The sequence below is a fragment of the Mycobacterium sp. OAE908 genome (assembly GCF_017872775.1).
In the GTDB taxonomy this organism is placed as follows: Bacteria; Actinomycetota; Actinomycetes; order Mycobacteriales; family Mycobacteriaceae; genus Mycobacterium.
This window is the reverse complement of record NZ_JAGGJL010000001.1, coordinates 2,871,361-2,894,064: the sequence shown is the minus strand read 5'-3', so window position 1 is coordinate 2,894,064 and position 22,704 is coordinate 2,871,361. Positions and strand designations below refer to the sequence as shown.

Genomic DNA, 22,704 nt, shown 5'->3' with positions numbered 1-22,704 from the left:
CCGCGGCGTGCCGGATGAGCATTGCCGGACCGCTTCGGCCGAGCTAACGCCGAAGGGATTGATCGAGCGGCGCGTGGCGTGATGGACTCTCACTGTCGTCTGGTGTGCCGGCATCCGGGCAGCGCAGTCTCGCGTCGAACTCGCTGCATCGTCCTGAGCCACGTCGATGCCACGCATCGCGAAGGTGTCATGCCGGAGCCGTCCATAGCCATCGGCCCCGTGCCTTCGCCCCAACTCTGGGCGACCCCGCCTGACGACTCGCCCGAGATTCGTTGGGAGCCGAGCTCACAGCTTGGTTTGCTATGCACTTACCGTGCGATTCGGGCCAGCGAGGGATCTTAGTTACGCAGGTGCCTGGATCGTCGAGCGTTGCAAGTGGCTGGTGGCTACGCCTGCATTCGACAGTGTGATACTTGGCGTAATCCTGTTCAACGCACTTATTTTGGGCTCAGAGACCTACGGCGACCTGCGGGATAACCTTGAGATCCAGTTCGACTTCCTGAATAACCTAATTCTAGGAATCTACGTCGTCGAATTGTTGATCCGGCTCACCGCGTGCCAGTGGCGCCCGAGCTCGTTCGTGCAAGATAAGTGGAACATCTTCGACTTTCTCGTCGTCACGGCTTCGTTCGCACCAGGATTACACCAGTACGCGATGGCGCTACGGCTAGTACGGGTGCTGCGGATCGTACGAATCGTCCGATTCCTGCCTGAATTACGCGTTGTCCTTCATGCGATCGGCCGGAGCATACCCGGTGTCGCCTCTTTGGCCGCGGCAACAATTTTGCTCATTTACATTTACGGCATGGTCGGCTGGGCTCTGTTCAACACGCAAGACCCACAACACTTCGGCGACGTCGGTCAAGCAATGTTGACGATGTTCGTCATGCTGACGTTCGCAAACCTCGAGGACACAATGTCGATGGGGTTGCATGTGTCCAACTGGACAATCTTGTTTTTCATCAGCTACGTAGTGATTGTCGGCTTTCTTCTCTTCAACTTGTTCGTCGGGATCGTGCTTAATGCGATGGGTGAGGCGAGATCCGCCGACCGCGCGACGCGCAACGCTGACGATCTGTCGGCGCGGCTACAGGCGGCGCGCGGTGCGCTCGATGAGGCTGAACGAGAGCTGCGAAAGCGCGTCGCACCGACCGATCGGCTTCCTGAAAAACCTTCTAGTAACAACACTTAATGCTTCGTACTGGCCGGGTCGGCCACAGACTAACCCTCGACAGCTCGACATTCTGGGGTCCTAGTTGGACGGGCCGTGCCCAGACGCTGTACCTACGCGGGCCCCTCCTCCGCCGGCCTCGATGCGATGAAGGTCTGGCCATCTCGCCACACCACGCGTACACCGTGGTGGTGGAAGAGCTCGATGATGCCGCGGACCGGGCGCCGAGGCACGAGGATAGTGCGATTGGTCGGGTTGATTATTTTCGCGTAATCGAGTATCTGACCCAACGCAAGGCGCATGGTGCTGCGCTCGACCGACGACTTCACTTCGATAAGGTCGTCGATTGTCTCGTCGTAAAGGTCTGTGTACAACGTTTGATCGTCGACGCAAATTTCGTGGCGACATGTCTTGTGACGCAGCGCGTTATTGAGGTAACGCTCGTATCGCTTTTGGAGTTTCGCTTCTTTGCGTGTGCGGTCTTTGCGGCTAAGCGCCTTGTACTCAGCAGCGAAATCTTCCGTGAGTTGTTCTTCGACCGGGATCCTCCGAACTACCGGGCCAGCTCCGTCGCTTTCGGTGCCGCTGTCAAGCTGGAGGTTTGTGAGAAGTGTACGCGTCTCTGGCGAATCGCCGATGATACTAACAATCGTCTGAATTGCGCGTATGGCGAAGTCGGTCTCACCAATGATGAGTCCGAATACGTTTTGTGTAAGACCTCCTTCAAGATTGAGTTCACGAGTGTGCTTGTAGGTCAGGCCAGCAGTGTTTGGCAACGTTAGGTCCCACCACAGCGGCGTCTCTTTGAGCGCAAACCATGGATTGCGTGGGTCAGGTCGACTCGCGGACATCTGAAACGGCTTTAGGACTGCGGTGAGCTCGCTACTCACGTCTTGGAAGCTGAACCGCCGTCGACCCGTCGTTAACGCTTGCCCAATCGCCCAGAGCAATACCACGTACTTATAAGGGACGTTGCGGCCCTCGTGAACATCGACCCTAATGTCGCGCAGGGCGGCGAGTATCGTCGCGGGACTAGCCGCATCGTCATTGAGATCGTCACTTGAATGCCCGTTCATTACTGCGCGAGCGACGCGGACTTTTGCACGCTCAGGTACGAGGTGGAGTTTGAACACGATGATGTCGCGCTCAGTTCCGGTGCTATCGACTCCTCGACGGATCGTGAAAGGCTCGATGTCGTCGATCTCGAGGCGTCCGACGTAACGTTGGACTACTTCGTTGCTGCCAGGCACGTTACCTGCGGCCTCGAACAGCCGGATCGCCTTGCCAGTCTTCTTGTGGTCTCGAACGGCGGCGTTGCCTGCACTGTCGAACGTCTGATTACCTCTCACACCTTCTCCGCAGTAGTAGAAGGTCTGGCGATCACGGTCCCAATGGTCTTCGTATCCGAATTGTCGACCGGCTTTAAGGTCGGAGTAGAGGAACACGTTCGGTGTTTGCGCTGACGGCGCAATGCCGCTGAACTTGCTGCCGCCGAAGCGCCGGGTACGTTCTTCGCGACTCAACGTGTTGCCGGGGTTGAGATCCCACTCGAAAGAGGCCACGATTGGAGATTAGAGCTTCGCCCCCACGTTGATGGCTAGTTGACAGTAAGCTATTTCCGCTTGATCAATCGGTGCCCGCGAAGCTCCAATCCGCAGCGTTCGAGTTCCGAGGCCCAACCGTCCTCCAAGCCGATTACCGTGGGGTTCTGATACAAACCCGCTTTCACCTCTGCCGACGTAAGGCGACGGTACTTCGCGGCCGAAGGGTCTTCAGGGTCTAGGAATTCTTCCTTCCGGTGCAGAAGCGGGCGGTTTGACCGATCGCCGAATCGTTGAAAGGTTCCCTCGAGAGTCGACATATCAACCGCATACGTCCAATCCAAGGTCGGATGGGGGTTCGTGTCGAACTCGGGATAGGACGACCATGACACTCGCCTACCGCGGTGCTCGAGCTTGAGGATGTTCCATCCTTCTGGGCGCCCTGCGGCGACGAAACCGCAGTACTCGTAGAGGCGGAGCACGACAGCCACCTTCGATACAGCCCGACGGTGAACGTACAGCGCGCTCGCCGTCATCTTTCCAGGAGAATTGCGCATAGCCCCTCGGATATAGGTGTCATCACGAATCTTGGCTAGCAGCCGATCGGCGCGTGCGCACGCTTCGCGGTAGCTCTTGAAGCAATGTCTGATGTCCGCCTGGACGTTAAGGGGAAGGTCGTTAAGTGCCACACGGCCGTTAAAGATCGACGTGCCGAGATAGAGCAGGACGTCCAGTGTTGTGCGCTTGAATCCGGCCGCGACACGTTCCGGTGATGCGCCTTGATTGACGATGTCGAGTATTGTTCGCCGAGAAAGTCTTCCGAGTAACGGAAGAAGGTTCGGGGGAATCTCTTCGAACAGCGGAGGCCGTCCACGTTCTTCAGCGAACGACACTAGCTCGGCGACGGCCGACGCGTAGTCTTGGCTCGCTGTCCACTCGAAGTCGGCAATCGCGCCGCGAGCAAGGTAGGCGAATCGATCTTCATCGCTTCGGAATACGTATACCACCCCGGGCGAAGGCGACACGCAGCGCTGACCCGTAACGTCCTCTACAAGCTTCCGAATCTCGCTCGGGCTATAGAAATGCTGAAATGTGTTGCGGCGAGTAACAATTCCGTCACCGGATTCAATGGCATTAACTGAGCCAAGTTCCCACTTCAGGCGACATGACACTACCAACGCGTGGGATGCGAGCTCCCACGCACTGTTTAGCGTTTCCCGTCTCTCAGCGCTGTCTTCGATGACATTCAGCACGTAGTTCAACAAGACTACATCGTGGGCGACGCGGGGAACGTCTGGCGCAAAGAACGGATCCCAACCCCGAGCGTTGAAACCCATTGACTTAAGCCTCGCCACGTCTTGCCCGCGCCCACAGCCGTAGTCGAAGACAGACGTTGTGGGCTTGACGATCTCGTCCCGAAGACTTAGTCGCACCGGCATGGAGAGGTCGCCTCGTCCTATCGCGGTCCGCTGCCTTGCGATAGTCCATTCCGTCATAGTCAACCTGCTCCAAAGATCAGACGACGGTTCACTTTTACGGACGCACTCGACCACATCTCAAATCGCTATTCCTCGAACGCGCGCCGGCCGCCTAGCAGCCGCTGAAGGTGGTCGTCATGATAATCTGCGGCTCGCGCCAATGCAGCGAGGCCAGTCATGAGTTCATTCTCCTGAAGGTGGTCACCCAGCAGGTCGTATTCGACGACAACCGATCGTAGTTTGTTGTAGAAGACCCAACGACCGTACTGTGAGGCCTCGTTTAGCCGGTTAATCTCCTTGACTGCAAGCTTCTTCGGCGCCTTGACGTCAGACAGGACATTGCTGCTAATTTGGATAAGCGTTTGCGTTCCCCAACTGCCGATCTCGATGGAGACCCCAGCACTCGCGAAGCGAAGGTACATTCCCCCGGTTGGCGTATCAGTCCACGTGAGTGAGTTCGCCTCCAGGATTGCACAAATCTGCTTGCGCACCCGCTGTTGGCTCATTCGACCACACCCATCTCAGTTGTCGCGAGCGAAACAACCTCCGAATGCCGGAACATGTTGTGCGAGTACCGTTCCGGCAGAAACTCCAGCAACCAGCGCAAGATCGTCTGCCACGACTGCTCAGCCTGATCCCGGTCGCGCCCCGTCACCCGACTCAACAACTCGCGCATCTCGCCGAACCGCCTAGGCATGCTTAAGAAATCATCAATTTGAGCAATTAGGGGCTGACTTCGGAGACGATGTCCGACTAGCGCGTCAAACTGCTGTCGATTCAGCCCAGGGGGCAGCTGAAGTACTGATAAGTCGGCAGCAGCTGCATCGGCTGACCGGGATGCAAGCGATAAAGTGCCGTACTCGTAGGCTGCGAACAGATCCGACGGCATCCGAAGCTGAGGAATCCAGCACACGGAATCTGTCAGTGGGATTGAGAGCTCGGCAATCTTGACTCCGGCTGGCAATAGTTCTGCGATTGCGTCGACCTCCTCAGCGATCTCGTCGGTCGCGACAGTTCCGTTCTCGGTTAGTTCCCGCTCCATCAGATCAATGTCGTTGTCCGATGACGCAACAAGTAACTCTAGGTTCGGGCTATGCGTCCAACCGAGCGCCGTCGCAGTCAGGTTCGCTGACCCGATCAGCGCGGTGCTCTCGTTTCGGTAGAACTTGGCGTGAAGCCGGTCGTGGAGGTACACGATACCTCCGCTTTTGCGGACAACAGCGAGTACCTGCGTATCCGAAACGCCAGCAGCCACCTCATCCGGTCGCCAGCGGGTAAACAAGACAATTCGAACTCCAGCCGGAACTGCGGAGAGGACGTCTGATACCACAGCGGCTTTCGCGAACGGCGCGCATAAGACGAGCTCGCATCTCGAAGCTGCCGCCAGTTCCAATAGGCTCACCCCAGGAGCCTTCATGAGTTGCGATCTCTTAGCACCTCGATCGCTCGCCGTCCCCAAAGAAGACGTGCGTCTTCCGTGGCGCGCTTCGCCGACCCTCCAGGTAACCCGTCCTCATACAAAGCCCAAGCACTGATCAGTACTTCACACAGTCTCTTGAAATCTCCTCCGTCGCCCGCACTCTCGAACGGAAACGGCAACTCAGCGAACAGCTCGTGCGTTGAATTGAGCGTGAGCGTAATCGTGTTGCCTGCAGACCGGACAGAGAAGAAAGCGTCAGAATCTAGTGGCCGACGGTTGATCGCGACTGTGAGTCCACTCGACATGGTGAACGCACGCAGCTCCTTCGGCGTTGCCGCTGTCATCATGTTCGATCTCGAATCAGGAGCATCTGCGGGATTGTCCTGCGCCCCACGATGCTTCGCGTTCGCTACGGTCCACTTTTGGCCAGGCTGCCAAACGAACTGTTCCGGGTTCTGCCAGAGGATCGCGTCGCACTCGCGAACATCACCGCCTACACGTGCGACGATTTCGTCGACGGCAAGTGGCTCAGCAGCCTCTCTCAGAGCGTGGCTTATATCGTCCGGGGTGACCATAAACGCACCTAGGTACGGCTTCCGAGAAAGCCCTCGGCCATGCGTCCCCAGTCGTGCCGAATGTTCTGAGTCACCCGCCGCTGGTCGTTAGGCTGCTCATCCTCATAGCGCGCCCAGGCGAATAGCATCATTTCCAGCCCGGACTGCGCGCTCTGGAGCCTTTCCTTTAGCTTGTCCGGATCATCCGGCAAGTCCTTTGGATCACGCGCTCCGAGAAGCAGGTTGTATGCAGGATGCTCCGTGTTAAGGGTCACGAGTAGGACTCCGCCCCTCGGTTGCACGGAAAAGAAGGCTCCACCCTCGAGGGACGCAACGTCGATGCGATACTTCAATCCTTTATCTATCGTTTCGGCCGCCATCGATTCGGCAGACTCACGTGAATAACCTTGATGCTCAAGCTGTTCCGCTACATCCGCCTTGCGCTCCTCGGGGGGCTTCGCTTCGTCCTCATCACTTCTACCGCGATGCCCCTCTTCTTGGCGCTTGCGGACCGCTTCTGTTGCCTGGGCCTCGACGCTTGATTCCGCATGCCGGGCACGCCGTTGCCGGCCCTCGGCCTGCGCCTTGATGATGTTGCGCATCTGCCGGATATTGGTCTGCACTCTGTTAACAATCTCAAGTAGCGGCTCTAAAGGGTCCTCTTCTTCGCGCAGCGCTGTCCGCGCCCTCTGAAGGGAGCCACCGTGCTCCTTTATGATTGCACTGGCATCAATCTTGGCGGCTTCAGCTAGGTTTCGCGCCGATTGTTTGTTATTCGAGACTCCGAAGAGCTCATCAAGTCCGGGCTCGAACGACACTTCAACGCCCCACCAGCGCTCGCGCGGCTCATAGGTAGTTGCCCAGCCAGGATCGAGTTCGAGCTCCCGTCCCGCTCGCACAACTGAGACCCCCAGGTTCCGACCTGCGTGCTGGCCAAAGGGCAAACTGCCGGTCGATTGGCCCCCCGCGCTGTCGCGCGCCTCTTCGGAGGCGATAGAGAATTTCACGGTGACTACGTGGTCTTCGCCTCGGAAGCGGACAGTGATCGGAACCACGTTCTCGCCCTCGGCTGGGAACGGTTTGAACATAGGTGTGTTATTGAACGGCGCGGGACAGCTCGTCTTGGCCATGAGATAGAGCGGATCGTTCGGCTTCGCGCGGCGCTCTTGCAGAATCTGCTCAGGCGTGTCATACAAGAAGTTCTTGAGGATGATCGAAACTCGGCCGTCGTCAATCCAATAGCGGTACATCCGCCCGATCAATTCCTCGGAGTTATCTATTAGCGCTTTCGACGTTCGCCACAGCACACGGTCCACGTCACTCCACACCACCAACGTGCCGGACGTCCCGAACGAATGTTTGCCAGCCGCCGTGAGCCAAACCTGCGGTATTGACTTACGCTGCGGCTCCGGAAGATAACGCATCTTCCCTGTATTGATCGCGGGTAGATCGATGTAGCTGTGTAGTGCATTTTCGATGCCGTCTGTCCAGCTCCATACGTCAACACTCTGGCACTGAGAGATCGACGCGCTCGGCAGGCCCATACCGAACCGGCCCATGCCATCTTGTTGCTCGGCAGCGAGATGTGTGCCGTTGCCAAACTGTAACGCAATCTGTAAAGTGTCCGCGTCCATACCGCAGCCGTTGTCGAGAACTGCCACCTCGTGCAAACGCTTCCGAACCCGCTGCTCAACATGCGATTCACGGTCCGCGCACAGCAGCTGCACTGTCGTTGCACCCGCTTGGATGGAGTTGTCCATCAACTCGGCAATCGCGTATGCCGCGTTCTTATACCCGTTGTCTCGCATGGCCTTTACGGCCAACGAAGTTGGAACGATATCGAACTCTCTGACTACGTCGGTCACCAGACGTCCTCCCAGTTGTCGAAAGCATCAGCCATGTTGCAGAACCCCGGTAATCGCGTGTCTACGACGGTCGCAACCTCTGCGCGCTTATTGCCGCCGGCCCTAACACCCCGTGTCGCTCGCCCAACCATCTGACTAAACAACACAAGACTCTTTGTCGGCCTCGCGATCACCGCGGCACTAGTCTGCGGCGCATCAAAGCCGGTCGTCAGCACGCCGTAGTTGACGATTACCCGGGGTTCATCGCTGGCAGTCTTGAACGCCGCGATAATGCCGGCACGGTCTTTCGTGGGTGTTCCACCCGTGACCGCGTAAGCCCAGCAGCCGCGCGCCCTTAGCACGGTAGCGAGAACCAGAGCGTGATCCTTCGTTGCGGCGAAGACAATGATGCGGTTGTGCGTCCGGCACATTGCTTCAGTACGGCTGAGGATCAGCATATTTCGCTGTTCGTCGGCAGCGAGACCTCTGACGATGCTCTGTGGGATGTCCAGAGCTTCTGTGAGCTGTTGCATTTCACTCGGAGAAAGCTCACCTTCAGCTGTGTACTCGAGTCGTACGAATTCAGTGTCGGCGAGGTAGCCCTCGTCGATCAGGAACTGAACCGGGTTGTCGTACCCCTCGATCTCCAGAGAAACCTTGTGACCGTGAAAGAAGTCGGCAAGTCGTTGGTCTTCGTCAATGTCGTTCCACGTCCGACCTGGGGTAGCGGTCAAACCGAGAAGGGGTGTCGGTCGACCGGACTGCGTGAGCACGTCGAGAATAAGGCTGTAGGTCGGCGCTACGGCCTGATGCGCTTCGTCCATCACAACAAGCCCGACGTGACCAGCCATCGCGCCAATGTCGGCAAGCGATCTTTGAGCGGATGCGTACGCCTTGCTAAGTCCCGCAACGATTATGCCGTCTCTAACGATCGGTTGGTTCAAGGTGTGGGGACCCCACCAGCGCTGCACGCTTACGGCACGGTTGCCCAATGAAGTCCACGCGTTCTTAAACTCCTCAACCGCTTGCTCGCACAGTTCTTCGGAGTGCGCAAGCCAGACAATTAATCTCGGCTCCCTCTCGTTGAGGAGGTCGCATACCACGGACATCGCGGTGCGGGTCTTGCCCGACCCGGTGGGCATATGCAGCATGACTCGCGGTGGATCACCTAGAAGGCGACCTAGTACCTTCCTGGCCGCCAAGCGCTGGTGCGCAAACAGGGGGTGCTTGGGAGCAACCATTTCGTGCGCAGAAAGGACGGCGTCCTCTTCGTGGTCATCCCTGACATCGAAGAAATCCAGTAAATCAGTAGCCCTCGAAGAGCCTCGACGCACGCTCATCGCTGTCAGGCCCTCGTAGGGATCTCCTTCAATACCTAAGCGGTGAGCGAGCAGTTCGGCGCTTGATCGAGGTAGTAAGAGGAGGAGTTCACTGCGAACGGTTTTGTCGAGAAGCATATCCGCAGGAGAGAGCAAGCCTAGCGCGATTTCACTCAGCCGTTCGGGCCGCGCCAACGACGGATCGAGGCCAGCTAGAATTTTAACGACTTCTTGACCAACCAAACCTTGGAGCAGCTGGTCCGACGCACGGTTGAGCAGGTCGTCAAAGGTGATCATGCTACTTTCGACCCATCGTTGACCGAGCGCGGCAACTCGATCGATACACTTCGCGTGACGCTGTCACGCACAGTCCACCACTACCCATTAGGCCCCACGATAAGCCTTCCACACCAGCCAGTTCATGCGGATCGGCTAATTTTTCGAGGACGCCCCGAGCTGATGCGACGGGCGCCCCGACGCCGCGTGCAGCAAATCACCGACAAGCCTACTCACAGCGCGCACACAGAACACTGCATTGAGTCGTCCTCATCATCGAGCGCGTCACTTAGAACGTCCCAAACTGGACGGTTCTTCTTGCGCTTCTTCGCCTGCTGCTGCGCTTCTTCATGTCGCTGAAGAATCTCTTCTCGTCGAGCAATCAGATCTGGGAGTGACTCTCCGCCCGACCACGTGTACTGACGGCCCTTCATTGCGTACTCACCAAATGATGCATCTCCGTCGGCACCAGCGTCCTGACGCACTTTGGCTTCGATCGCGATCGCTCGCTGAAGAAGATCCGGGTGCTTGTCCGCTAGCCCGACCCACTCGGCTTTGCGTTGGTAGAAGCAGAAGTAGCACCCCGAGCGCGTACGCCACTCGTAGTACTTGGGTAAGCCAATGCCTGCTTCATCCAAGATGCGGAGCACGCCATCGTGATCTATACCGTCTTCGACGAAGGGCAGCACCGTGCGGATGTTTGGCTTCGTACTGACATAACCCTTCCTGCCAGCCTCGTCGGCGCGGATCGCGACGTAAGAGACTGCATGATCTTGGCCAATCCATTCCTCCAGTGGCTCGATCTTCATCTTCTTTGTGCACCACCGCATCTGCGGAGAGGGCAGGGTACCGCGATACACCTCGAACCAGTGATCAAAGCCCTTCCTGGCGTTAAGTCGCGCGATCGGCTTGCCGAGAGATGTCTCGAGGCGGTCAAGATACTCGTACGTCTCGGGCAACTCGGCCCCCGTGTCGCAAAAGAAGTACTCCATCTCTGAGACCCGGTCTCGCATGTATACCGCCAAAGCACTGGAATCTTTGCCACCGCTAATTCCACAAATGTGCCGAATAGTTTCAGGCATATCGATGGTCCTCCTCCCCCCATATTTGCGTCTCGACGCTTGGATCTACGACTTGGTGCTCCAAAGCCAACCTTGCCATGAGCATCCGACATGCTGTCGACCTTGAGACGCCCCCATCGGTCAACTCGCGGATCATCCGCTCGAACGGTCCGTCAACCGATTCTTTCTCGCTGGTCGTAAGCGACAGAAGTTCTATCGATTCGGTTCCATCCGGACGCGTCAATGTCATCCTGCTGGTCGAATAGCCTTGCTTGACTCTGTCAGCTAACCGCTCATGAAGCAGCGCTGACGTTCGACGCAGAGCGCCACCGAGCTCAGCGACCTTGAGCGGAAACCCGCTTGCGATGTCGTCAGTCCATACCCGAGGCGCCTGCCCATCGGACACAACCATGGCGACATTTTCAAGCCAAACCTGGTCATCCAGGGGCCTGACCAGTGCTCCGACGAACGCTTTCAGCCTCGGTTCAAGCACGTGGCCTGCCAAGCGGGTCGCGTCGGCTTCCAGCACCTGCTTCAAATCGCCAAGGCTTCCGCTGGCTGCCGTTGCCATCGCGAGGTGGTCCTGGACTGTCCTCAGAAGATTCGGATATTGCTCGCGAAGCTCGCGCAGAGTGTCCGCCAGTGCTTCCGCGTAGCGGTCTGATGCGTCCGCCCTTATCTTGCCGTTGCCAGTGAACGGCGCGAAGCCGAGAATCTGCGGCAGAGATTCAAAGATGAGGACGTCCGGCTCTGCGGCTTGGTGGAAAGCATCCCTTACAGCGATTGCCTGTGGAGTCAAGTTCCGTCTAGTCCGCTGCGAGTAGGGCGGGAGAAGCCGCAACTCACGGAAGAGTGCGGTTGCGACGTTGAGGAACGTCGGCGTCCCACGACCCTTCGGGTTCCGGATATCTAGCCTCTCAACGAGGCTGGCAATGACAGCCGCTCGCCTTCCGCTCTTAGTCATTGTGTTCTTGATGGCGAAGTGACCAAGATTCTTCGTCAGGCGTTCAGCGACTGCATCGTCGATTTCCAGCACTAGACTGCCGTGTTCGTAGAGGGCGATCTCGTCGCTTCGGCGAACCAGGCCCGCGACGAGGACAAGCGGAATGATCCCGTTCTTCACTCCTACCGGCGGTAGCGCCAACTTCGTAGCGATTTCGGCGAGGTTTACTCGCGTTTCGGATGCCTCGTCGAATTCTGAATTCATAAGCGCCCATAGAGGCTTCCAGCTCGCATCGGTGGGATTGTGTAGTGCCCACTCCCCGGAACTCGTACGTCGATGAATCCCGGTCTTGCGGAAGACCGCCTCGTAGATCGCGCGATCGGGGCCGTAACCATCGATCCCAAATGCGTCGAGGTCTGATTTCTCTAGCAGCGCATCTGTTAGGAACCGACGGGCTTTGGCGCCCTGGCTCGTTAGTTCACGACGGGCGATCATCTCGTTGGCGATGTGGGGCGTGTCGGAATATGCCAGGTCCGCGACTTCGGATAGGAGTGCTGACAGTCCTTGAGTGGGGTTTAGAGCGGTACCCTCGCCACCCGCAAGGACCCACTCCGCATTGACGTCCCACGCTGCGCTCACAACAGTATGAAGGTCCTGCTGCGCACTGACAAGCCGTTCTGACAGCTCACGCTGGGCTACCCAATCCGCGCCCTCAGACTGGGCGCTCTGCAGCGCAGAATTTAGCGCAGCGGCTTCAATCGCGGCGTCACGTACCACTGAAACATCTTCCGGGACAACATAGACAACTGGTCGTCCGTCGTTAGAGCCAACAAGTGAGGCTGGGTCACTGACTCGTTCAGTGAGGTATCTGACTACCCCATCCCAGGACGGATCAAGATCGTCCGTGTCCGAAGTGCCCGCCGCGAAGAACTGTCTTCCGAACACGCGCAGTACGCCGTTAGTCTGGCTGTGCCTGCCCGCGACGAGTGGATCAAGCGCGAACGAGTCGCTAAGTAGCCCAAGCAAATTGGCATCAGCGAGGCCATGGCGGGCATTCTCTATTACACGCCGTAAGTCGTAATCCGATCCCTGCCAGATGCGATACTCATCCGCAAACTCGCGAAAGGTGATTAGCCCCTTCTCAATCAGCGACTCAAGCACCGTGTCGATGTCTTCGACACATGCAGCGCCGGCAAGCGCCAGGTTCAGCAAGCCCTTGGAAGCCCTGATGCGCCCACCACTGGAGACTAGATTGATCACGCCAATTGTTTTGAGGGCCTTTAGCTGTGGGTTAGTGAGACCGAAGGAATCGCGGATGCGGGTTTCGACTTCCATCCATCGACTTGCACCATCCGAGACACCGATCATGCTGCTAGACGATTCGAGAAAGTAGTCGTAGAGCACATCGAGGCCCGCCATCGGAATCGGTGCCCCTGGTCGCCAACTGTTGGCACGAAGGAACCGCGGCAGTGCACCAGGTTCGGACCCGGTTAGGAATGAAAAGAGTGTCCGCTCATTCTGGCCATAGCGGCTGCACAGATCGGGTAACACCGCCAGCGCCAGCGGATGAAGAGGCATTGCAGTTGACGCGTCTTCCGCGATATCACGTAGACCATGCTCTTCGAGAATCGGACGGACATCGGAGATCCAGGCGTCTGCAGCTGCTCGAAACTTTGGCGCCTGGCGAATGGCGGAGGCGATGAGCCGTCGAGATTGTGCTGCAGTTTCTACATACGGAATATCTTGGAATCGGCCCTGAACTTTCGCCCACTCGCGTCGACGCGTGGTCGAATTACCTTGCACATACTCGTCGAATGACAAGTGCTGCAAGGTGATCACCACCAGAGGTAGCGCATCTTCACCTTGTGTTAGCTCGGCGAGCTCTTGCAACAAGAATGGGTCGCCATGAGATCCAGACGTAGCGAAGTACTCAAGATTCTTGCCGAATTCATCGATAACCAGCAGCACCGGGTGCGCCTTCGTCAAACGCTGAACGACCGTCTTGACAGCGCCCGCGTCTGGTGCGCTTGCGGGCGTACCGAATTCCGCCGGCACCAACTCTTGACTTGCTCCGAGTTGTCGCGTGGCGCCCGAGTAAAGGGCGCGCGCGATGCTTGTCGCGACAGGCTCATTCGCCGCCGTCGCGAACGCACGAATGAAACCCGATGCACCGGCCTTGACCGCCTTCATTCCGGAGCGCAACCGGTCATCGACAGATGAATCGACAGCCTTAAGAACTGAATGCGCAGCCTTGAATTCCGGCGCCGACGATGCGGCGAGGAGGCTGTCCAGAAACACCATAAGCGACGACTTGCCGCCACCGTGTGGTCCAGTAATCGAAAAGGTGCGTCCAGCAGACGAATCCGCAAGACCACTCGCCACGCGCGAGATGACATCGACTGCCCGCCCCGTCGGTATGTATCCGTCGATTGCGCTATCGCCGTGGTCGCGCTCAACATTTGCCGATCTGCTGAACCGGCTACTCGTCGCCACGTAATGGTCGAGCGAATTCATGCTGCATCCCCCTTCCGCCGCTTCCGCCGACCTTCGGCTCGTCGGACCAGTTGGCCTATGTCGGACTCGCCGAGATATGACGCCGTGGCTGCAACTCCGGTGAGTTCAAGATCAGCCGGACCGTTTGGCGAGCGGGTTCGCCGAGCCTCGCCCCGCGCGGCGAGGACTTCGTAGGCAACCTGCCCCGGAGGGGCGCTAATAGCGAGCTGCGTGGAACCCGCGGGGCGGGTGAGTGTTAGGTGATCCGCAATGCGCGCCGACTCTTCGATCGCTTCTGCAATATCTTGTTCTGTCAGCTTCAAAATCCGGCCGGGCGCTCCTGGATCCGTCGCAAGCCTTGTCAAAGTCACGGTGGTACTTCCGTCGGAACTCCGACTCATGTAGTCGAGGCACGCATACGCAACAGCAGCCGCAGGGAGACTGGGCTTGGTGCCGCGAACTATGCGGTAGGTATTTTTCTTCCCAGCCACCGGCGAGGGACGAATGAGGCCGAGTTCCCGAAACGGCGAGTCGAGCATATCGTCGAGGCCCTGACGTCCAGGCACATCACGACGTGAGTACATGCGCAACATGCAGTCCACGTCCTTCTGCACACTACTTTTCATCGGTTGATTCCAAGTGGTCGCGGCGATCTCGTCGAGGCAGAACTGCAACAACTCCTCGTCCGTAAACTCAAGAGCCCCAAAGTCATTGAACGTCAGCCGCCATACGGGAAGGAGAGACCTGTCTGATATCGCGTGCCAATGAAGGATCCATAACGTCGCAAGGTCCTCGATGTACGGATCAAAACCAAACCGGTCATCGAGAAGTGCTCGACCAAGACGCGTCGGGCTGTAAACCGAAGTACGAGGACGGTCCGGATGTGGGCTGCGAGCGATGACCTTCGTTGCAAGCGCCCAGAACCGAATCGCCTCGACCATGTTCTTGCCAACGCCTAGGTCGACTGGCGCCGACTTCTCATTGAAGATGTTCGGATCCCGCGAGGCCGCCTCATAGCCCTTCTTAATCCATCCGAACCGGGGATGAAAGGTCTGATGGTTGGCGAACGTTGGCGTCGTGGACTGCTCAAATGTCATCGTGCTCCCTAGTCGGATGTCAGCGCTCGCACGCGGGATACAGCGTCAACAATCGAGTCGGCGGCTTCTTGAATTTCAAGCTCCGTAGTAGGCCTACCGAGCGATATCCGCAAACACTCCGAAGCGGCCGTGCCTCCCAGGCCCATGGCGAGAAGCACATGTGAGGGACTGGGAACGGCGGATTGACAAGCACTTCCAGCAGAGACAAGGACGTTGGGCATGGAGGCCATCACGGCTTCGGCATCCGCACCGACGAACCTCAAGTTGAGAGTGTTGGACAGGCGATCCGTGTTGGCACCGTTCAGCTCAACTTCAGCCAGGCCGTCGGTCAGTCGGCGAAGCAGAGTTATTGCTAGCCCCTCAATTCGCGCAATGTCGGATACCTGCTCCTTCATCGCCAGTTCAGCGGCTAGACCGAAACCTACGAGCGATGGAGTGTTCTGTGTACCGCCGCGAATCCCTCTTTCCTGGCCACCTCCTGATGCGATCGGGACGATGGCCTTCTGAACACGTCGATCCGCGATGAGTGCGCCGGCCCCCTTAGGCCCGTACATCTTGTGACTGCTGCAGACGAGGATGTCGCCTGCAGCAGTCACGCCGCCGAAGGCCGCCTTTCCGAGAAGTTGAGTGGCATCGATAAAACTTAGTGCTCCGCGATCTCGAGCGAGAGAGCCTACCGCCTCGACGGGGCCGAGTACGCCCGTCTCGTTGTTGGCGGCCATCACGGCGATCACTGCGACGGAGTCGTCGATCAAGCTAGCCAAGTGATTAAGATCCACAACGCCGTCCGCACCGACACGCGCGGTGCGAACTTCGCCGCCGCTAATGCGCGCGCCAATTTCTGCCGCGGCGATCACTGCTTTGTGCTCGGTACTCGACACTACGATGTTCGGGCGACCTTGTGCAGCCAGCATCACACCGACGACGGCAAGCACCGAAGCCTCGGTCGCCCCACTGGTGAATACAACGTCCTGCGCGGGTCGGTCTACGAACGTAGCAACTCGACTCCGCGCCTCCTCGACTAGCTCGGCCGCCTGTTGACCGGCAGCATGATGCAGGCTGGATGGATTGCCGAAAGCCTCTTGAGCCTCGGCAATGGCTGGGAAAATCCGCTGGTCAACCGGAGTAGACGCGTTGTAGTCGAGGTAGACCATTGCTCCGATCCTATTCGTACTGTGGCGAATTGATGGGCGCCACGCTGTAACTTCAGGTTCGCACTTAGGTACGACATGTTCGGCCCCGCAATCCCAGCATGTCGTTCGGGCAGCGCAACGTCCCGGCGGCAGTATGGGTGGCGGGGCGCCGCGAGCGCCGGGTAGCGTGCATCGCGAGTCCACATCATCTCGATCGACCTCGATCGCGTAACGGGACACAATCACGGTGCGATTAGACCAATGAAAAGGCACAGCGTGGCATCGTCAATCGAAGCAGAAGACATCTTTGAAGCAAGTTCCAAGAGTCTGCGTCAACTCCTAAGCGAGAACGGGTTGGGATTTTACATCCCGCCGTATCAACGACCGTATTCATGGAGTAGCGACAATGTTGACAAACTCTTAGACGACACTGTCGCGGGGCTGGGTTCGCTTGTTAAAAACCCTGAATCATTCACCTTTCTCGGGACAATAATTGTCGTCCACGACACGCAGTATGCGACTGTCCAGCCGATAGTTAAGGCCGAGGTGCCGAGCAAGGTCCTTATCGTGATCGATGGACAACAGCGACTGTCCACCATGATGCTAGTCTCGATCGCGCTCCATAATCATCTCCGCCTTGCTTTGACGCAGGTCCTCACCGATAAAGAGCTTCAGGGCCAAGACGAGATCACTTGGTTCGAGAATGAGGCGAAAAAAGCAATTAGCCAACTGGCTAATATGATCTACGAGAACCAAAATTATGGCGAGTCGCCGGTGTACCCGCGCTTGATACGCGCGTACTCGGATCAATGGTCGACTAATCCGTCAACAGCCAAGTACGATTCACCTATATCACATATCATTAGATCGTACGTCGATTCGATTCCCGACCTGCAGCAGCCGACTGCGGGAAAGGTTATCGATTTCCGGCCGAAACCACGTCAAGGCGTTCTTGAGGGGGAGGCAGCAGTTACGGATCGATATGCGTCTATTCGGAGGACGGTGCTCGCCATTAGCAAGGGTTCGAGCGACGAACGATTCGATTTATTTCCGGAGATTGGCGAATTGATCGACAATAGAGACCTGCAAGAATCACTTTTCGCGCACCAAATTCCGGAGGGAGCAATAGCACTCCTCGAGACGCAGAGCGCCTCACTTCAGAGCCTTACACGACTCCTAATGCTAACGTCCTATTTCAAAGACCGTGTGGCGGTTACGCGCGTAAAGGGAAAGGATGAAAATTACGCATTTGCGATATTCGAGTCGTTGAATACGACCGGCGAGCCGCTGACTGCATTTGAGACTTTCAAACCCCGAGCTGTGTTGGCAGAGGGCCTGAACGAGTACGGTGATTCGCTAACCCGTACTTTTGTGGACCAGATCTCAGAATACCTCGATACTTTCCGATTGGGTAACCCAGTACAGGAAGCGACCAAAGAATTGATCGTATCTTTCGCTTCTGCAGAAACCGGCGCGAAACTTTCGAAGAGATTACCGGAACAGCGCGCATATCTCCGAGATGAGTTCGACCGCCACAGCTCCGACCCATCTACCCGCGTCGAATTTGTGCGCCACTTCAGCGAATCGGCCAATTTGATGCGAGGAGCCTGGTCCATCAGAGAACAGTCCCCGCAATTAATCGGCTTCGATCCTGATGAAACCACCGACTCGATCAAGCTATGTTTCGATTTCTTACGCCAACTCAAACATTCGGTTACCCTGGCACCCCTAACTCGCTTCTACGCTGACGGCCTACGCAGGCGTCAGCTCGGCGAAAACGATCCCACTGAGACTTTCGGCCGCGCAATTCGTGCAATCACAGCCTTTTCCGTCATTTGGCGTGCGGCTCATCGTGGCACGGCGAACATCGACCGGGAGTACCGCGAAATCATGGTCGGCTCCAGTACAACGCCTCAGCTTGCGCGAATCGTGCGCCGCGGAGCAGGCGATGTGCCCACGCCGACAGTTGATATCGACATCCTCCGCGGGGAGCTCGCGAATCGCCTTCAGAGGCGCGGAATTGGTGACGTAAATGCTTTCGTGGATGCAGCGTCGAGAATACCGCTGTACAAATATCCCGTAATTGCCCGTTTCTTGCTGATGAGCGCTCATGACGACGCAGTAGCCGAGGGTACGACAGGGCTCGTCGAGCTGGGTAAGACGAAGGTAGCTCAAGCACTAACGTTCGCCAAGTGGCGCGATGAGGACTTTCTTAGCCTGGAGCATGTTGCACCGCAGGGCGGCGGACAAAATTGGCCTTCATCGCTTTACGAGGACGCGGAGACGGTGGATCGTATAGGAAATCTTGTTCTTGTTCCTGCCAAGGCAAATAGTTCACTGAGCAATCGCGAATGGGCGCACAAGCGAGTTCTCTACGGCGCTTTGGGCGCTGCGACGACCGACGCCGCTAGACAACGGTTAGAAGCCGCGGCTGAAGCAGGCATCACATTTGCTGATTCTACTAGCGACCTTGTCGCTTTATCGACCCACACACCGCAGCTGACTGCTCTCGGGCAACGAGATGGCGACTGGGACATCGCCTTCATCGAACAGCGTGGTCGCCGACTGCTGCAACTCGCGTGGACTCGTATTAGCCCGTGGATTGGCCTCGAGAAAGATATGGACTGAACCTAGTCGATCCGAATTCGCTGCCGCACGGTCACGAACTTAGACGCAGCCACATAACTCGATTCACGGGGCGGGCCAAAGCACACCCGGGCGCAGCGACACACCGCGTGGTCAGGGCCTCTCGTATTCCTCCGGCGGATCGAACCACGCACTGTCCTCGAGGTGCCCTATGTACACGAAATGCTCATAGTCATTCGATGCCACAGGTGCGAAGAGCTCGCATCGTTCGTTGATGTAGAAGCGGCCACCGTCAGATCCCTTGATGGCTCTAACTCGGGCTGCCGTGGCGCTTGCTGCGCTCGCACCGACTTCGTCCGACAGGTAGATATCGGTGACCCGATTGCCACTCTTCCGTTGGTAGCGAATGTCGCCACCACCCGCTTTCAAGACATACCGCACGCCTGGGTGCGGCCCCGGCCACTTCTCGCCTGGCCGCAGACCAGCCGGCGCCTCTGGGGTCAAATACCCGTCACCGAACGTGAACTTGAGTGTCCTTTCGTAGCAACCTGCCCAGTGACAAGTGCCTGCCTCTAGGCCGGGTACGAGCACGTCGCCAAACTCATTGATGTAGAACACCCCACCGGGTACGCCGTTCAGCTGCAGCTTGATGGCATTGACCATCTCTACGAGTTCTGGATGCTTCGCCGTCGTCAGCAATTCCTTCTCACGCGCATTGACGCGATAGGTAAGCCGGACTTCGCCGTGGGCAGTCACGGTGTACTTCGCGTCTTTCGCCACATTCGATGGAGTATGACCCGTGTACAGCTCTAACCTCATGAGTCATCCCCCTTTCGATCGGGCCACGCGAACCCCTCTTCAACCAACCCGAGAAACTGGCGGCCTGTTGAACTCTCATACCAGGCATGGCCGAGCGAGTTCACGAAAAACCGTGAGAACGACCGCTGCAGGTTCTCCCACGCAGCAAGGATTTCGCGGGCGTTTGCCTCTTGCTCACTTTGACCGGTGCCCGCGACTTGAGCGATCTCTGCTCCTCCACGCACCCTGCGTTCGATTAACCCGCCGCCGCGTTGACTCACCTTGAATGTTCCCCCGGCCTTGTCGCCCGGACCGTTGTACCTCGCTCCGACCTCAAACCGCTCGGCAGCTGCGGTCGTCGCGTCGACTTCGGGGACGACGCAAAACGGCTCTTTCAATTGACCAACGACAAAAAAGGTCGGTTGGTCGGATGTGGGTTGCCACACGAGGACGAGCCCAAACTCAGGCGTCACGCGAAAACGCCCACCCCGACGTCCTCGTACCCGCGCAACCATTTGCGCGACCTGTTGGGGGTTCGCGATCTGAGCTCCAAACGCGTTATGCACTGATCCGTTCGTCTTGACTGTGTACTCCTGCCCGACCGGCATGCCCGGCCACGGAACTGGGTCGTCCGCTATGCGGCGACCAAGTAGATCCCACGCTTGTTCCTCCGTTGGCCGCGGTGTCCTCGGAGGCGTATCGACGGAGTCAGGCTCGTTTGCCTCGTACTTCCACCTCCAGTACCGGTTAGCAGCGGCTCCTGTGAGATCGGTCCAGTCAGCCTTTGAGTAAATGAGGTCGTCGACAGTGTCGGCCACGTACAAAAGGTGCATCGTCGACACCTTCGACTCTCCAGCTTCGGTGATAGCTCGTCGTAAGACACGTCCAAGGGCCTGGACGCGTTGACGAACGGCGGAGGTCGACGCGACTGACATCCCAGTGTCAGCCTGAGGCACGTCAATGCCCTCAATCAAGGACTTGACCGACACGAGAATCGGCGCTGCCCCGCTGGCAAATGCGGCGAGAGCTGCCGTACGGCGACGATCCGGAAGCTTCGAGTGCTCGAGTTCGACGCGAATATTGGGAAGTGTCTGACTCAACAGGTCGAAGAGAGCTTCGGCCTCGTGTACTCGTTCGTGGAAAAGTAGTACGCGTGGTCGAGAACCGTCGCGAAACAACTGGGCCGTTAGGAGCTGGGCCACACGCTGACGCTCTTGAGCCCGGTACAGAAGATCTTTGCGCTGAGCGGTGAGTTGCACCCACAACCTAGCGGCATCGCCTGCTTCGTCTTTACGCCCTGCAATAGACCGTGCTCGGACCGGCTCTACGCCATGCGCCCGAAGGCTGTCGGCCGCGTCATCGACGCGACGGCTGATGGTGTCGTACTCGCGTCGCTCATCCGGAGCCAGCGCAATACCGTGGTGATGCAAACTGAACTCGGGAAGCCAACCCGCTCGCCGTGCGTCCTTCAGCGTGAACCGGTAGACGACTCCACCGAGCGATTGCCCGACCGCCTGCTCGTCATACGAGAGTGGTTCACCGCTCTCGTCGAGCTCCTCGCGATCCGGGGTAGCCGACAGTCCGAGCCGGAAGGGCGCGCGTGTGCGCAGCACTTCTCGGTACTTGGGAGCGCCAGCTCGGTGGCATTCGTCGACGATCAACATAAGAGGCTGACCACTAGCAGCTAAGGGAGGCAGCTTGGTCGAGGCCGTGTTTATCACTGCAACTATCGCTCGGCGATCCGTGAAAGTCGCCTTGCCGCCTGCACCAAGCAGACCCACTTCCTCCGGCTTCAAAGTCGTATGCAGAAGAAGGTTCTGCCGCCATTGCCGCGCAAGGGCTTCCGTCGGAACAACTATTGCGAGATGAAGGTCCTCAGCCTGCTCTGCAACCCGCGCGGCGCAAGCGAGCGCAATGAGTGTCTTTCCTCCACCAGTGACGATCTCCAGCGTGCCAGTGAACGGATGCGACTCGTAACCCTGCACCCACGCGTCGACGGCATCCTGTTGCCAGGGATGAAGCTCAAAGTCTCTCGTCCTGATAGTCATCCATCATCTCGCTGGCGCAAGAGTTCTTCCCGGACGGTCATTTGAATTTCACGCGCAAGCCAGTCACGCAGGGGCTGTTCAATCGCACGCATGACCTGATCTGTCAAACGGCCGACGAGATCGTCATCGCCCTGTCGCCTCGCATCCGATGAGGACGACTGGGGCCCGAGCCTCAACGCGTCCGTGTTGGCCGTAGCTCGACCGCCTGTATCGCGCCCTCCACCGTCATCAAGCTCGATCTGCTCCGCACGCGCGAGCAGCTCGGACGGCGTCATGTCGAGAGCGTCAGCAAGCGACTGGATCGCTCGTTGCGACGGATATTTGCCACCGTTCTCGATCTCCGAGATATAGGGATAACTCAGCCCAGATCGGTCCTTGAGCTGCATTCGCTTGAGGCCGCGCTCCGACCTTGCCGCGGCAAGCGCTCTACCAAAGAACTCGGCAGCTGCATCTCCGGCCACAAAAACCTTTCGCGAACCTCTTGACGGGTAGCAGAATTATGCATAATATTTCTGCTACCCGCGGAGAACCACGGCCCACAGCAGCAGATCGCTTCTCCTAGAAGGAATAGTACCCTATGAGCAGGCAGAACAGCACCGCGATGCGTAGTCATGTTGAACGCCGCCCCGTGGGCTCGCGTCCCCATGGACGACGTCACCTCAGTCGTTGCCCCGTCTCCAAGAAGGTCCGATTCCGAGACAAGCGCGAAGCGCTCGAGGCTGTGCACGCAGCCGGCACTAATCGCCGATTCGCCGAAGCCGACGGATTGAGCACGTCCCGACAGGAGCGCCGCACATACTTATGCCCAAGTTGCCGTGGTTGGCACCTCACGAGTCAGGAGTCTGGAGGAGGCGTGTCGCCTACCCAGTCACACATCACGCAACCCGCTCCGCGTACTCGGATCGATAAGGCGTCCGGGCCACGTCGAGTCTTCCTCGCGAG

At 58.0% G+C, this 22,704-nt stretch carries 16 protein-coding genes; 2 read left to right on the top strand and 14 right to left on the bottom strand.

Annotation, left to right across the window (positions count from 1 at the left end; all coding sequences use genetic code 11):
* Window positions 1–313: 313 nt before the first annotated feature.
* Window positions 314–1,192 (top strand): ion transporter, encoded by an 879-nt coding sequence (locus tag J3E61_RS14240; RefSeq protein ID WP_210083991.1) that lies wholly within the window; start codon window positions 314–316, stop codon window positions 1,190–1,192.
* Between the two features lie 92 nt (window positions 1,193–1,284).
* Here J3E61_RS14240 and J3E61_RS14235 read toward each other — a convergent pair whose 3' ends face one another.
* The 11 genes from J3E61_RS14235 to J3E61_RS14185 form a co-directional block, all read right to left on the bottom strand.
* The gene (locus J3E61_RS14235; protein ID WP_210085557.1) at window positions 1,285–1,965 is read right to left on the bottom strand and encodes a hypothetical protein; all 681 of its coding nucleotides are present in this window, start codon (window positions 1,963–1,965) and stop codon (window positions 1,285–1,287) included.
* An 818-nt stretch (window positions 1,966–2,783) separates the two neighbouring features.
* Window positions 2,784–4,214: a DNA phosphorothioation-associated putative methyltransferase gene (locus J3E61_RS14230; RefSeq protein ID WP_210083990.1), complete on the bottom strand. Its 1,431-nt coding sequence runs from the start codon at window positions 4,212–4,214 to the stop codon at window positions 2,784–2,786.
* Between the two features lie 62 nt (window positions 4,215–4,276).
* Complete coding sequence (locus tag J3E61_RS14225) at window positions 4,277–4,696, bottom strand: hypothetical protein (RefSeq protein WP_210083989.1); 420 nt, start codon at window positions 4,694–4,696, stop codon at window positions 4,277–4,279.
* Window positions 4,693–5,592, bottom strand: a complete 900-nt coding sequence (locus J3E61_RS14220) for a hypothetical protein (RefSeq protein WP_210083988.1) — start codon at window positions 5,590–5,592, stop codon at window positions 4,693–4,695. Before J3E61_RS14220 ends, J3E61_RS14225 begins: the two co-directional genes overlap by 4 nt.
* An 11-nt stretch (window positions 5,593–5,603) precedes the next feature.
* Window positions 5,604–6,185 (bottom strand): hypothetical protein, encoded by a 582-nt coding sequence (locus J3E61_RS14215; protein ID WP_210083987.1) that lies wholly within the window; start codon window positions 6,183–6,185, stop codon window positions 5,604–5,606.
* Between the two features lie 8 nt (window positions 6,186–6,193).
* Window positions 6,194–8,032, bottom strand: coding sequence for an ATP-binding protein (locus J3E61_RS14210; RefSeq protein WP_210085556.1), 1,839 nt, complete (start codon window positions 8,030–8,032; stop codon window positions 6,194–6,196).
* Window positions 8,026–9,621: a DEAD/DEAH box helicase gene (locus tag J3E61_RS14205; protein WP_210085555.1), complete on the bottom strand. Its 1,596-nt coding sequence runs from the start codon at window positions 9,619–9,621 to the stop codon at window positions 8,026–8,028. Before J3E61_RS14205 ends, J3E61_RS14210 begins: the two co-directional genes overlap by 7 nt.
* A 215-nt stretch (window positions 9,622–9,836) precedes the next feature.
* Window positions 9,837–10,685: a phosphoadenosine phosphosulfate reductase family protein gene (locus tag J3E61_RS14200; protein WP_210083986.1), complete on the bottom strand. Its 849-nt coding sequence runs from the start codon at window positions 10,683–10,685 to the stop codon at window positions 9,837–9,839.
* The gene (locus J3E61_RS14195) at window positions 10,678–13,593 is read right to left on the bottom strand and encodes a hypothetical protein (protein WP_210085554.1); all 2,916 of its coding nucleotides are present in this window, start codon (window positions 13,591–13,593) and stop codon (window positions 10,678–10,680) included. The genes J3E61_RS14200 and J3E61_RS14195 overlap by 8 nt, the downstream gene beginning before the upstream one ends.
* A gap of 524 nt (window positions 13,594–14,117) precedes the next feature.
* The gene (locus tag J3E61_RS14190) at window positions 14,118–15,197 is read right to left on the bottom strand and encodes a DUF4007 family protein (RefSeq protein ID WP_210083985.1); all 1,080 of its coding nucleotides are present in this window, start codon (window positions 15,195–15,197) and stop codon (window positions 14,118–14,120) included.
* Window positions 15,198–15,205: 8 nt separating this feature from the next.
* Window positions 15,206–16,351, bottom strand: a complete 1,146-nt coding sequence (locus tag J3E61_RS14185; protein ID WP_210083984.1) for a cysteine desulfurase — start codon at window positions 16,349–16,351, stop codon at window positions 15,206–15,208.
* A 240-nt stretch (window positions 16,352–16,591) separates the two neighbouring features.
* Here J3E61_RS14185 and J3E61_RS14180 point away from each other — a divergent pair, with 240 nt between their 5' ends.
* Window positions 16,592–18,958, top strand: a complete 2,367-nt coding sequence (locus J3E61_RS14180; protein ID WP_210083983.1) for a DUF262 domain-containing protein — start codon at window positions 16,592–16,594, stop codon at window positions 18,956–18,958.
* A gap of 111 nt (window positions 18,959–19,069) precedes the next feature.
* On the opposite strand, the gene J3E61_RS14175 is transcribed toward J3E61_RS14180, so the two are convergent.
* Genes J3E61_RS14175 through J3E61_RS14165 form a run of 3 tightly spaced genes read right to left on the bottom strand, consistent with a single transcriptional unit; the run spans window position 19,070 to window position 22,223 of the window.
* Window positions 19,070–19,696, bottom strand: a complete 627-nt coding sequence (locus J3E61_RS14175; protein ID WP_210083982.1) for a hypothetical protein — start codon at window positions 19,694–19,696, stop codon at window positions 19,070–19,072.
* A gap of 35 nt (window positions 19,697–19,731) precedes the next feature.
* Window positions 19,732–21,762 carry a DEAD/DEAH box helicase gene (locus J3E61_RS14170; protein WP_210083981.1) on the bottom strand — a complete coding sequence of 677 codons (2,031 nt, stop codon included), beginning with the start codon at window positions 21,760–21,762 and terminating at the stop codon, window positions 19,732–19,734.
* The gene (locus tag J3E61_RS14165) at window positions 21,759–22,223 is read right to left on the bottom strand and encodes a helix-turn-helix transcriptional regulator (RefSeq protein ID WP_210083980.1); all 465 of its coding nucleotides are present in this window, start codon (window positions 22,221–22,223) and stop codon (window positions 21,759–21,761) included. The genes J3E61_RS14170 and J3E61_RS14165 overlap by 4 nt, the downstream gene beginning before the upstream one ends.
* Window positions 22,224–22,704: the final 481 nt, after the last annotated feature.